Here is a 13,259-nt window from a genome sequence, read left to right as displayed (position 1 = left end):
CCGTAAACGGTCCCGATCGGAGAGTTCTGTCCCCGGCGCCTGCGCACAGCAAGCTGTCGAGGTGCTCGTTCCCGAACAGCGCGATGCGCTGCATTTACCCCCCCTCAGCTGGGGTGTAAAACGCCCGCGTACCAGGATCGGGGGCGGCCTCCCGGATCCTGGTACGCCCATGGATGCCGATCTGGCAGCGTCCAGCACCGTGATGTGGGAACAAGATGCGGCCCCCTTCGCAGGGGCGGCGGATGATTTCCCGGCATTCAACGAAGAGGAGATGGCATGGGTGATGGAGCTATTGCCTCAGTGAGGCTCAGTCGGGGATTACCTGAGCGTCGGCAGGGATTCGTTTAATAAACCTCTCACTGTCAGTGAGTGAGCTCACTTTTGGCTGTTTTTTTACATGAATCCCTGCCGGCCCTCCAAGGCGTCCGGCGTCGTGACGCTAGCCTGCGCTGCGCTGCCGGGACGAGACGATTCGGTGCACCTGTTGACGCGGGGCATTTCCGCAGAAGCCCGATCGCGCCCGGGTGCGCTCCTACGAATCGGCACGCATGCCAGGCTTATGCCGCGTTGTGGAAGCTGGCGCGCACGATGTTGGAGGCGCCGGGGCGGGCGTCGGATTGCAGGCGGAAGATCGAGACCGCATCGGCCAGTTCCACCGCTTGTTCTTCCAGGCTGCGCGCGGCGGCGGTGGCTTCTTCCACCAGCGCGGCATTGCGTTGGGTCACTTCGTCCAACTGCGTGACCGTGCGGTTGACCTGCTCGATCCCGCTGGACTGCTCGGCGCTGGCCGAGGTGATCTCGCTCATGATGTCGGTGACGTGTTTGACCGAGCCGACGATCTCGCGCCTGGTCGCGCCGGCGCGGTGCACCAGGCCCGAACCCAGTTCCACCTTGTCGGTGGAGTCGGCGATGAGCGTCTTGATTTCCTTGGCGGCGTCGGCCGAGCGCCGCGCCAACGCACGCACTTCCGAAGCCACCACCGCAAAATCGCGGCCCTGTTCGCCGGCACGTGCGGCTTCTACTGCGGCATTGAGCGCCAGGATGTTGGTCTGGAACGCGATGCCGTCGATGACGCCGATGATCTCGCCGATCTTGCGCGAGGCGGTGCTGATCTGGCCCATGGTGGCGACCACCTCGTCCATCACCTGGCCGCCGCTCTGCGCCACGTCGCCGGTGCCGACGACCAGGCGATTGGCCTGCAGTGCGCTCTCGGCGTTTTGCTTCACGGTGGAGGTGAGTTCTTCCATCGAGCTTGCGGTTTCTTCCAGATTGGCCGCCTGTTGCTCGGTGCGCTCGGAAAGATCCATGTTGCCGGCGGCGATTTCCACCGCGGCCTGGCGGATGGTGTCCGATGCGGTCTGGATGCCGCCGATGATCTCGGTAAGGCGGGTGACGGTCTGGTTGGTGTCGTCGCGCAAGCGCGCAAAGATACCGTGCGCATCGCCGTCCACACGCTGGGTCAGGTCGCCTTCGGCCAGCGCACCGATCACGCGCGCCAATGCGGCCAGATGGGTTTCCACCGAGTCGTAGATGCGTTTGATGCCTTGCGCCAGGGTCAGCAGCACACCGTCCATGCCGTCGATCTGCATGCGGCGGCTGAAATCGCCGGCGGAGGCGGCATCGATGATCTGGATGAGTGCCTGCTCGGCGTTGACCTGCGCAGTGATGTCCATCCACTGCGCGATGGTGCCGAGCTTGGTGCCGTCGGCGGCGATGATCGGGCTGTAGACGAAGTCGATCTGGCGGCCGAAGAACGGCGCACGCACGGCCTTGGAGGCATTCAACGCGCGCATGCGGTCGATCGCTGCCTGGCTGTCGGGATAGATGTCGCCGATGCTGCCGCCGACGAAGCCTTCGGCATGGAAGCCGGGACGGAAGCTCTGCACATCCGGCTCGATCAGCTTGAGCATGGCGAGCAATTTGCGGTTGGCGAACAGCACCTGGCCATCGTCGTTGGCGATGCGGATCATGGTGTCCAGATCGTCCAGCGCCTTGATCACGAACTGGCCATGGCGCAAGCCTTGCTCCATGACATCGATGCGGATGGCGAGCTGTCCTGGGCATCCTGCAGCGCATGCAGCAACGGTGCGAGGTCGCCGGAGACGTTGCGCAGGTCCAGACGCTGGGTGCGTCCTTCGCCGATCGCCACCACCGCACGCACTGCCTGCTGCAGCTGCGCATCGTGACGACGGCGCGACCACCACCACAGCCCGGCGCTTGCCGCGCCCAACCCCAGCAGGGCGGGCAGTACGCGTCCGAGCCCGCTCAGGAAGCCGCCCGGTACCAGCGTGGCGGCGTAGCAGGCAAGCAACGCCAGCAGCCCCAAGTGTGCAGCGGCGGGCAGCCATGCAGTCCAGGTGGCGCGCGCAACGTGCCGACCGGCGGGCGGTTGGGCAACGGGGGCGGCATCGTGTGCAAGCGAGATAGGCTGAGTCCAGCTGGATGATCTGAGAAGGGGGAGCGGCATCGGCCGTCTGGGGATATCGGCGGCTGAGTCCGAATCATGATGATGTGAAGGCGCCGTTCGTCGGAATGTGACAACCAGGTCCCGAAATAGCGTGATCTCATTGATCCGAAAGCGATTTCAGTGCGGGCGGGGTATACGCGCAGTGTGCGAACGAACGAACCAATACGTCGACTCGATTGTAAATTCTGCGTGAAATGCGTGGGCGAGGCGATTGCTTGGCAACGCGAGCGCACTGCGATTTCCCCAGGCGAACACACCTCTCCGAAGGTGGCGCCGGTTCGGTTACCACCGGCGTGCGCGATGGATGTGCACCTGCGCAGGTCTTTGACTGCTACGGGGATCGCCTGCTTCGGCGCTCTGCGTGGGTGCGGACGACTGGACCTCAGGTCTGACAGCGATCGCTTGGGGGCCGCACGCCATACGCTGGGCCGACATCGCTGGCTTCGACTCCACGCGCCTTCGCCGCACCGTGAAGCGTGCGCACAAAAAAACCGGCCGTCTTGCGACGACCGGTTTGATCGGTGCATCCGTCGGTCCTGGACCGACGGCAGGTTGCCAATGCGCCAGGGCGCAGCTAGGCGGGTGATGCGCAGCGGCCGATGCAGTGCAGACTGCATGGGCTTGTGCGCATCGGTGCACCGCCAGGCCGCACGGTGCTTGGAGCGCTGCCGTTACTTGGCAGGTGCGGCCTGCGCATCGTCCGGCAGGGCCCAGGCAATGACGCTGTCGCCCGACTTGGTTTCCATACGGTCGTGTCCACCCACGGCGGCCACAATGTACTGCTTGCCGTTGATGGTGTAGCTCATCGGCGCCGCCTGCGGGCCGGCGGGGACGCGGGTCTCCCAGACCTGCTTGCCGGTGCGGGTGTCGAAGCCGCGCATGAAGTCGTCCAAGGTCGCGCCGATGAAGGCCACCCCGCCAGCGGTGGCCAGCGAGCCGCTGTTGTTGGGCGTGCCGATCTCGAACTTGGTCTTGGAGGGGATACCCATCGGACCCTGGTCGTAACCGGTGCCCAGCGGACGGCGCCAGATCACCTGCTGCGTGCGCAGGTCGACGCCGGCGATGTAGCCCCACGGCGGTGCCACGCACGGCGTGTTGAGCGGCGACATCCACGGCTCCTTGCGTGCGCCGTAGGCCAGGCCCTTCTGCGCCATGTAGCCGGGCGTCTTGCTCTTGCCGTCGAACACCGACACCACGCCCAGCTCGTCCATCTTCTGGCGGGTATACACTTGCAAGGTGTAGGGCAGGCGATTGCTGTTCATCACCATGATGCCGCGCTGCAGGTCCACCGACACGCCGCCCCAGTTGATGCCGCCGTGGTTGCCGGTGAAGGCCAGCGAACCCTGCAGAGTGGGCGGGGTGAATATGCCTTCGTAGCGCAGCTGCTTGAACTGGATACGGCAGACCAACTGGTCGAACGGCGTCATGCCCCAGGCATCGGATTCGATGATTTTTTCGAACCCACGGCTCGGCGCGCCCACGGTGTTGGGCATGCCCGGCGAAATCGGCTGCGTGGCAGCGGTCCAGTCGCCGTGGTCGGTACCCTGCGGTACCGGGATCTGCTTGACCGGCATGATCGGCTCGCCGGTGGCGCGGTCCAGCACGAATACCTGGCCGGACTTGGTGGCCTGGATCACCGCAGGACGCGTCCCGCCGCCAGCGACCGGCCAATCGACCAGATTCGGCTGCGGGCCGATGTCGTAATCCCACAGGTCGTGGTTGACGGTGCGGAAGTGCCAGCGTTCCTTGCCGGTGGCGGCATCCACCGCAACCAGCGAGGCGGTGTATTCCTCGTCCTGCGGGGTGCGGCCCTTGCCGAAGAAGTCGCCGGACGCATTGCCGGTGGGCAGATAGACCAGGCCCAGCTCGTCGTCGGCAGCCATCAGCGACCACACGTTCGGGGTGGAGCGCGTGTAGGTCTGGCCGGCCGGCGGCTCGGCGGTGATCGTCGGGTTGCCCAGGTCCCAGGCCCAGCGCAGTTTGCCGGTGAGCGCATCAAAGCCACGTACCACGCCGGACGGCGCATCGCCTTCCTGACCGTCACGGACCTGGCCGGTCGGCTGGATCACCACGCCGCGCATCACCACCGGCGGGGAGGTCGGGCCGACGAAGCCCGGCTTGGTGTTGCCGGTACCCGCATTCAGATCGACATAGCCGTTGTTGCCGAAGCTGGTGCACAGCTTGCCGGTCTGCGCATCCAGCGCGCCGAGGCGGCCATCGACCATCGGCCAGAGGATCCGGGTCGGGCACTCGGCGGTACCTTCGGGCGCCTGGTAATACGACACGCCACGGCAGGTGGTGGCAGCAACGCCCGCCATCGCCTTGGGATTGGTTTGTGGATCGAAGCGCCAGCGCTCCTTGCCGTTGGCCGCTTCCACCGCGATCACCTTCTGGGTGGGCGTGCAGATGTAGAGCAGGTCGCCGACCTTGAGCGGGGTGTTCTGGAAAGCGTAGCCCAGCTTGGAATGCTTGGGCTTCAGGTCGCCGGTGTGGAATTCCCAGGCAACCTTGAGATTCTTCACGTTGTCCGGGGTGATCTGCGCGCCGGGGGTGTAGTGGTTGGACAGGTTGGAACCGGCATAGGAGGTCCAGTTGCTGGCGTCGTGATTGGCCGCGACATTGCCGTCGGGGCTGGGCAAGGTGCCGCGGCTGAAGGCCGTGGCGTTGTCGGCCGGCAGCTTGGAGGCATGGGCCAGCTCGACATTGCGTGGCATCAGCAGCGGCCACAGGATCAGCGCCGCACCCAGGATCGGCAGCACGCCGGTCACCAGCGCGTAGCCCAGCCCGGACAATGGCTGCATGCGACGACGCGCCACACCCCAGAACGGTAGCAGTACCAGGCCGAGCACCGACATCATGGCCAGGCGCGGCACCAAGCACCAGCCATCCAGGCCCACTTCCCACAGCGCCCAGGCGATGGTGCCGGCCAGCGTGGCGCCAAACAGCCACAGCCCGGCGCGCTTGCCCAGCGCGAGCAGGACGCCCGCCAGGAACAGGGCAATACCTGCGATCAGGTAATACCAGGAGCCACCGACGGCGACCAGGCGGCCGCCTTGGTAGGCGAGCACCGCGCCGAGCACGGCGATCACCACGGCATAGGCTACCAGCAACCAGGTGCCTAGCCCACGTTTTGAGGATCGATCAGTCATTTTGAGATGTCAGGAAGGACTCGGGCACCAGCGAGCGGTGGCCAGTCGTGGAGGGAGAGCGATCGCAGGCGCCAACACGCGGCCCGGATCTAGATACGAACGTCGAACGCTATGAGCGCGCAGCTCCTCCCAGGGTCCTCAGCGCCACTCATGTGAATATTTTAGACGCCTGGACGCCTGGACGCCTGTTGTCCGTGACGGAATAGGAACCAGCGTTCCAACCTACACGTTCGGCACACCGGAAACATGCGGATTTCGAACGCTTCGCGAAGTGCGGTGCCAGGGTATTCGCAGCGCTGCGGTCCACATGCGCTGCTGCCGAGCGCGCCCGTGATCGAAGGACAGTGCGTCGCGGCGCAGAGCCTCTTATTACGGCGTCGATCGCACTGCACACTGGCGACGTCCCACGTTTTCATCCCCTGCAAGCGAGCAGGGGGCGCTTGGTCAGACGTCGCAGCTGCTAAGCGTGCCTGCGTCGGGCAGCGCGTCCGCCTGACAACTGCGGACTTCAAGCTGATTGCGGCCGTACCCTCATCCGACTTTCGGGCACCTTCTCTCCTGAAGGACGACAGCGTCCCGGTGGGAGAAGCGGCTCTCTAGACCTCGGAGAGCGCTTGCAGATAGCGCTGGCGCCAGTGGTTGATGTTGTTCTTGCGCAGGTGGTCCATCATTGCGTGCCAGCGTTCGATGCGGCTTGCCAGCGGCATGCTTGCCGCTGTGGCGATCGCGTCGGCCACGCCATCCAGATCGTGCGGGTTGACCAGCAGCGCTTCCTTCATTTCATCGGCTGCACCTGCAAACAGCGACAACACCAGCGCACCTGGGTCTGCCGGATCCTGCGCGGCCACGAATTCCTTGGCAACCAGGTTCATGCCGTCGCGCAATGGCGTGACCAGGCATACCGAGGCCGCACGATAGAAGCCTGTCAGCGTGGCATGGCTGAAGTTCTGGTTGACGTAGCGCAGCGGCGTCCAGTCCGGCTCTGCATGTCCGCCATTGATGTGGCCGGCGATCTGTTCGAGCTGGCTGCGCAGCTGGCGGTATTCGGTGACATCGCCACGCGAGACCGGTGCAATCTGCAGATAGGTCAGGCTGCCGGATTGATCCGGATACCGCTCCAGGTAGCGCTCGAAGCCCTGAAAGCGCTCCGGCAACCCCTTGGAATAATCCAGCCGATCCACACCGATGGCCAACTGACGGCCACGCAGGCTTTCGCGCAGATTACGCACTGCTTGTTTGCCGACAGAGGCCTTGGACTGGTGGGCAATCAGGTCGGTATCGATCCCGATCGGGAACGAAGAGGCGGTGAAGCGGCGCCCACCCGGGCCTTCCACCAGATCGCCTTCCAGAATGCGGCCGCCGCCGAACAGGCGCACGTAGGCCTTGAAACGTTCGGCATCGCGCTGGGTCTGGAAGCCGACCAGGTCGTAAGCGTAGAAGGTGCTGAACAAACGCGCGTGATCGGGCATGGCCTGCACCAGGTCGGCCGACGGCATCGGCACGTGCAGGAAGAAGCCCATCTTGCAGCCCACGCCCAGCTCGCGCAGCATCGCGCCCAGCGGAATCATGTGGTAATCGTGGATCCACAGCGTGTCGCTGTCTTTCAGCAGCGGCGCGAGTTTTTCGGCAAATAGCCGATTGACGCGCAGATAGCCTTCGCGGGTGGCGCGATCGTAATCGACCAGGTCCAGGCGGAAGTGCAGCAATGGCCACAGCGTGCGGTTGGCGAAGCCGTTGTAGTACGAATCGATGTCGCGCTTGTTGAGGTCTATGGTGACGAAGGTGATGTCGCCTTCGGTTTGTTTGTGCATGCCGCCGCTGTCGCCGCGCACGGTCTTGCCGCTCCAGCCGAACCACATGCCGCCGCGCTCCTTGAGCGCCGCCAACAAGCCAACCGCCAAGCCGCCGGCGCGGTTTTCGCCGGGCACCGCGACGCGGTTGGATACCACCACCAAACGACTCATGACGCCTCCTGCCAGCTCCGCGACAAGCGCATCGCTGCGATGATCAAGCCCACATGCGAATAGGTCTGAGGGAAGTTGCCCCAGGCTTCGCCGTCCTCGAACGATAGATCCTCCGACAGCAAGCCGAGGTGATTGCGGCGCGAAAGGATGCGTTCGAACAATTCACGTGCCTCCCCTTTGCGCCCGATTGCCGCCAGTGCGTCGATGTACCAGAAGGTGCAGATGGTGAAGCTGGTTTCCGGCTCACCGAAGTCATCAGGTGCGATGTAGCGGTACAGGGCATCGCCGTGCTTGAGCACGCGACCGACCGCCTCGACCGTGCGCACGAAGCGGCTGTCGTCGTTGGCCACGATGCCGATATCGGCCAGCAGCAACAGCGATGCGTCGAGCCGATGGCCACCGAGGGTGTCGGTGAAATGGCCGCGCTCCTCGCTCCAGGCCTCGTTCAACACGCGCTCGCGGATGCTGTCGGCACGTTCGCGCCAGTAGGTACTGCGCTCGGGCAACGCCAGCCGGTCGGCAATCTTGGACAGGCGGTCGCATGCTGCCCAGCACATTGCTGCGGTGTAGGTATGCACTTCGGCGCGGCCGCGGAATTCCCACAGGCCAGCGTCGGGCACGTTATGCAGTGCATAGGCGCGTTCGCCTAGTGGTTCAAGCCGGCGGAAGGTATCCGCATCGCCTTGATCCTTCAGGCGCAGGTCGAAGAACAGCTGTGTGGACGCCAGCACCACGCTGCCATAGACATCGTGCTGCTGCTGGATCCACGCCAGGTTGCCGCGCCGCACCGGCCCCATGCCGCGGTAGCCGGCCATGGTGTCGACTTCGTGTTCTTCCAGCTGCGATTCGAAGCCGATGCCGTACAGCGGCTGCATGGTGCCATCGGCAGTGGCGATATTGAAGATGTAGCCGATGAACTGCTCCATCGTGCGCGTTGCGCCGAGCCGGTTGAGCGCACGTACCACGAAGGCGGCATCGCGCAGCCAGCAATAGCGGTAATCCCAGTTGCGCGGCGTATTGGGCGCTTCCGGGATCGAGGTGGTCATCGCTGCGATGATCGCGCCACTGTCTTCGTACTGGCACAACTTCAACGTGATCGCGCTGCGGATCACCGCTTCCTGCCAATCCAGCGGAATGGACAGATAACGCACCTACTCGCGCCAGTATTCTTCGGTGCGTTCCTGTGCCTCCTGCACGTAACCGGTGAGCGAGCGGGTCAGCGATTCGTCCACGCCCAGCACCAGACTCACCGGGTGGCTCAGCACGAACGGCAGGCCGTCGCGTACGAAGCGCACCGGCACATCGGTGGTCAGGCGCAGGGTGAATTCCGGCAACACCCAACGGATGTGATTGCTGCCCCAGGTGGTGTCCGGCGTGCGGCCGCCCCAGTCGGCCAGTGGACGGGCGCGCACGATGATGCGCGGGTTGCCGCTCAGCGGACGTATCTGGCGAATGATGCTGACAGGGCGATAGAAACGCCCGTTGTTGAGCCAGCGCGGCGCAAAATCAATGACTTCGACCTCGCCGCCCTTGCTGTCGCGCAACACTGTGCGCAGTACAGCGGTATTGGGCAGGTAGTGCTGCTCGCTGCTGACGAAGTCTTCCAGTTCCACGTCGAAGTCGCCGCCTTCGGTCTTGGGCGAGAGCAGCGTGCAAAAGGCCGGGTCGCCGTCGAATGCCGGCAGGCAACTCCACACCACACGTGCCTGCCGATCGACCAATGCACCGAAACTGCAGTTGCCGATAACGCCCAGATCCAGGTTTGGCTCGGTCATGGAGTGCAAACGATCCTGTTGAAGTGTAATGAGAGAAGGTGCGCCGTGCTCAGCGATTGCGTGCGTTGCGCTGCAACCACGCGTGGACGTCGGCGGTGCCATCGACGCGGAAGCGCGCGCTGGTCTGTGCGCGATCGCCCACCAGCACGCTCCAGCCGCCGAGCCGGTTTGCGGCGTCGAAGCCGAATTCGTCGGTGAGGTCGTCGCCGACGAACACCGGCGTACGGTCGGCGAAGGTGCCGTGCTCCATCAGCTGTTCGACTGCCAGGCCCTTATTGCTGCCTTCGGGAACGAATTCCACCACGTGGTCGCCGGGCTGCAGGCGATAGCCGGACAGCTGTGCGATTTCCTGCTGCGCGAAGGCGAGCACCTCGGGGCCAGCCTGTGGCCGGGCGCGCCAGTGCAGCGCCACGCTGGCGCCTTTGTCTTCGACCAGCACGCCTGGGTGCTTGTGCGTCAGCGCCGCGGCGCGTTGATGCAGGCCGTGCAGCCACTCGGAGGTGTCTTGCGGCATTGCCGCGCGCGCCGCCGGATCGCTGCGCAGTTCATGCCCGTGCAGACCGGCGGCCGGCAGCAGCAATGGAGCGAACAGGGCATCCAGCTGGGCAAGTGGCCGGCCGCTGACCAGTGCAACGGCGCCATTGAGGCGCTCGCTCAGCAGGCCGATGGCCTCGCGTACTGCGGGCAATAGCTGCACCGCCTCGGGGCGGTCGGCAAAGTCGATGAGGGTGCCGTCCACGTCCAGGAACAATGCACAGGCATCGTCCAGCAATGGCGGCGACGGTAGGGGGGAATGCGCGTCTGCCATCAGGCCAGTGTGCGCAAAGCGGTGTGAGATTCAGGTTATGGAACGGCGGGGCTTGTGAGTCGGGATGGAGGATTTGCACGAAGCGCTGCGTTTGCTAACCCCCAAGGGAGTTCCCCCGGCTCTGCCGGGGTGGCAGTAGCCGTTTGACGTTTACAGGAGTTCATCGCGGAAACTCCGGTTGTGAGCCGCCAAGCACACAATCGGAGAAACCGAGATGGAGCAAGTATCAGAGTCTAAGTCACAGCCGATGGGAGTGTCTGTACCACGTCGTATTCATCCCGAAGCGACGACGAAAGGTGTTGTACAAGGAGCTGCGGACTCACTTGGGCGAGGTGTTCAGACGCTTGGCCGACGCTTGGCCGAGCAGAAGGAGAGCCGGGTAGAGGAAGGTCACTTGATGCCGGATCACGTGCACATGATGTTGCGGATCCCGCCGAAGCTGGCGGTGTCGCAGGTGGTGGGCTACATCAAGGGCAAGAGCGCGATCCATTTGGCACGGGTATATGCGGAGCGCAAGCGGAACTTTGCGGGTCAGCACTTCTGGGCCAGAGGCTAGTTCGTATCGACGGTGGGTCGGGATGAAGCGGTGATCCGGGAGTACATTCGCAATCAGGAGAAGGAGGATGATCGGCTGGATCAATTGCAGTTGCTACGGTAAGCCTGCCACCGTGAGGTGGCGCCCACAAAGGGAAGCGCGTTAGCGCCCCGCCAGCTGCTTTGAGCGGCTCACACTATGAATGCCCCCGGCTTTGCCGGGGGATGGTTACTCCCGATTCCCGACTCTCCACCCCCGCATCAGAGGCGTAACTCAGCCGCCCGTACCAGTAAGCGCCACTGCCCACTGCCGCCGGTAGCGCGCACGTCCCATGAGCAGCGATGACTCGGGAGTCGGGATTCGCAAGTGGCACCGCTCTTGCCAATCCCGAATCCCGAATCCCTGCTTAAAACGCGTACCGCACCCGTCCGTACCAATACGCGCCATTGCTGCCGATCGGCGAGAGCACGTCGTAGGGCAGGTTGCCGAAGTAGGCGATGTCGTCGATGGAACGGTCCGAGTAGTTGTCCAGGATGTTCTGGCCGCCGATCGCCAGTGTCCATTGCTCGCTCAGGCGCAGTTCCGCTTCCAGATCCAGCTGCCATTCGGCGCCGTAGGTCTGGCGCGGGACGAAGCCATCGCCGAAGTCGAATACGCGCGTCGCGCTGCCATAGCGGTTGATCCGCGCCTGCAGGTTCCAGCGCTGGTCGCTCCAGTTGGCGGCGAGCGCGGCGCGGGTGCGGGGCGCGGCGTCGGTGAGCGTATTGCTCTCCTCCACGCCGAACAGCACGTAGTCCGGATCCAGTGCCAGCAGTTGCGCCGGCGTGGCGGTGATGTTCTTCAACTCGGTCTTGGCATAGCTATAGGTGCCGGTCAACAGCAAATCGCCGCCGAAGACGTAATGGCGCCAGTTGGCCACCAGCTCGGCACCGCGGGTGCGGGTATCGGCCGCATTGAGGAAATAGCTGGCGCTCTGGACGCCGGGGACGCCGTAGTTCTGCTGCACGAAGCTGGTCAGTGCCTCGCCGGTGATGTCTTCGGACAACGCAATGCGGTCGTCGATATCGATGTGGAAAAAATCCAGCGACAGGTCGAAGTGGTCGCCCAGCTTGCTGGTAAAGCCCAAGCTGTAATTGACCGACTTTTCCGGCTTCAGATCGGTCGCGCCGAGTCCGCGCGCGATGGGGTTGTTGACCGACAACAGCCGTCCCTGCACCAGCCGCCCGGACGCATCGTAGCCAGTGGACGTGGCTTCGTAGCCGATCTGGCTGAGCGAAGGCGCGCGCACGTTGTTGGAGATGGCGCCACGTAGCGCAAAGGCCGGAGCGAACGCGTAGCGTGCGGCCAGTTTGCCGGTCCATTGGCTGCCGAAATCCTGGTAATGCTCGTAGCGGCCGGCCAGGTCGGTGGAAAACTTGTCGCCGAACTGGCTGGAGACGTTGGCGTAGGCGCTGGCCACGTTGCGCGACAGGTCGGCTTGGTCCTGTGGAGTGAGCCCGCCGCCGGCCTGCGAGCCGGTGGGGCGATCGGTGAATGGGCCGGCCGCGTAGCTGGCAGGGTCGCCGGCGTGGGTGCGGTATTGCTCGCGGCGGAACTCGGCGCCGGTGCCGAAGGTATGGGTGGCGCCGGCGGCGTCGAACACGCGGGTCAGATCGAAATTCCCCACGGTCTGCGCAAAGGCGAAATCGCCGGTCTTGAAGCGCGTGGTGCTGCTCGGCCCCAGCGATGCATTGAGCGAGTTGCGTAGCCGGTAGGTGAAGTCGTTGCGGCCGTAGTTGACGCTGGCGTCGTAATCCCAGTTGCCCCATTGCCCGCGCGCACCGGCCACGAGTTGCAGGTCGCGATTCTCGCCTTCGGAAATCGGGCGGTAGCCGTTCGGGTAGATCTCGCGCCAGTTGGCGCTGCTGTCCGGGTAACGAAAGTAATTGGCGCCTTCGGTATCGCGCTGGTTGTAGGTGCCGAAGGCGTAGAACTCGCCGCTGGCGCTGAACGGAATCTTGGTATTGAGCCAGGCATTCAGGCCCTTGGTGGCGCCATCGCCGAGCACGTAATTGCGCTGGCCCCGCAGCGCCAGATTGGCCGGGGTCTGCTCTTCGAACGGCGGAATCTGGTCGAAGCCGGCGCGGTTGGTCGCTTCGCGGTTCTTCAGTTCCAGACCCACCTTGAAGAACCCACCGTCATCGCCTAGCAGCGAGCCGACCTTGGCGCTGGCGTAGCTGGTCTGGCCATCGGTGACACGGCGATCGATCGGCTTCACATCGGTGTTGTAGGCGCCGAAGCTGGCTTCCAGCTCGCCGCGCTCGGGCTTGTCGTCCAGGATCACGTTGATGACACCGGCAATGGCATCGGAACCGTATTGCGCGCCGGCCCCGTCGCGCAGCACTTCGATACGCTTGATCGCGTTGATCGGGATGGAATTGAAGTCCACCGGCGTGGTGCCCTTGCCGATCTTGCTGTCGGTATTGACCAGTGCCGAGGTGTGGCGGCGTTTGCCGTTGACCAGCACCAGCACCTGGTCGGGCGAAAGCCCGCGCAGCTGCGCGGGCTTTCGCCCGACCAGG

General features: G+C 64.4%; 4 protein-coding genes and 4 pseudogenes. 2 read left to right on the top strand and 6 right to left on the bottom strand.

Translation table 11 applies throughout. The features are described from left to right. Positions 1-304 (top strand): annotated as a pseudogene (locus XAXN_RS21310) (avirulence protein); the annotation flags it as partial. Between the two features lie 253 nt (positions 305-557). Here the strand turns inward: XAXN_RS21310 and XAXN_RS23415 are convergent. The 5 genes and pseudogenes from XAXN_RS23415 to otsB all read right to left on the bottom strand — a co-directional run bounded on the left by XAXN_RS23415 (position 558) and on the right by otsB (position 10,163). Beyond that, positions 558-2,425: pseudogene (locus XAXN_RS23415) on the bottom strand (methyl-accepting chemotaxis protein). A 713-nt stretch (positions 2,426-3,138) separates the two neighbouring features. Beyond that, a complete protein-coding gene (locus XAXN_RS11475) occupies positions 3,139-5,577 on the bottom strand; it encodes a glucose/quinate/shikimate family membrane-bound PQQ-dependent dehydrogenase (protein ID WP_174515475.1) in 2,439 nt (812 codons plus the stop codon). Between the two features lie 635 nt (positions 5,578-6,212). Beyond that, complete coding sequence (gene otsA, locus XAXN_RS11470) at positions 6,213-7,580, bottom strand: alpha,alpha-trehalose-phosphate synthase (UDP-forming) (RefSeq protein ID WP_054319641.1); 1,368 nt, start codon at positions 7,578-7,580, stop codon at positions 6,213-6,215. Then, positions 7,577-9,355 (bottom strand): annotated as a pseudogene (locus XAXN_RS11465) (glycoside hydrolase family 15 protein). The gene otsA and the pseudogene XAXN_RS11465 overlap by 4 nt, the downstream one beginning before the upstream one ends. 49 nt (positions 9,356-9,404) lie before the next feature. Beyond that, entirely contained in the window at positions 9,405-10,163 is a 759-nt protein-coding gene (gene otsB, locus XAXN_RS11460; RefSeq protein ID WP_054319640.1) for a trehalose-phosphatase, read from the bottom strand. Positions 10,164-10,420: 257 nt separating this feature from the next. Between otsB and tnpA the strand changes: the two are divergent. Then, positions 10,421-10,821 (top strand): annotated as a pseudogene (tnpA, locus tag XAXN_RS11455) (IS200/IS605 family transposase). A gap of 283 nt (positions 10,822-11,104) precedes the next feature. Here tnpA and XAXN_RS11450 read toward each other — a convergent pair. Further along, positions 11,105-13,259: TonB-dependent receptor plug domain-containing protein (locus XAXN_RS11450; protein ID WP_054319639.1), on the bottom strand; the 2,155-nt coding region annotated here is incomplete at its 5' end.

Source organism: Xanthomonas axonopodis (genome assembly GCF_001304695.1).
Lineage (GTDB): Bacteria > Pseudomonadota > Gammaproteobacteria > Xanthomonadales > Xanthomonadaceae > Xanthomonas > Xanthomonas axonopodis.
Note: the sequence above shows the minus strand (reverse complement) of the source record. Positions and strands in the feature narration are given on the sequence as shown.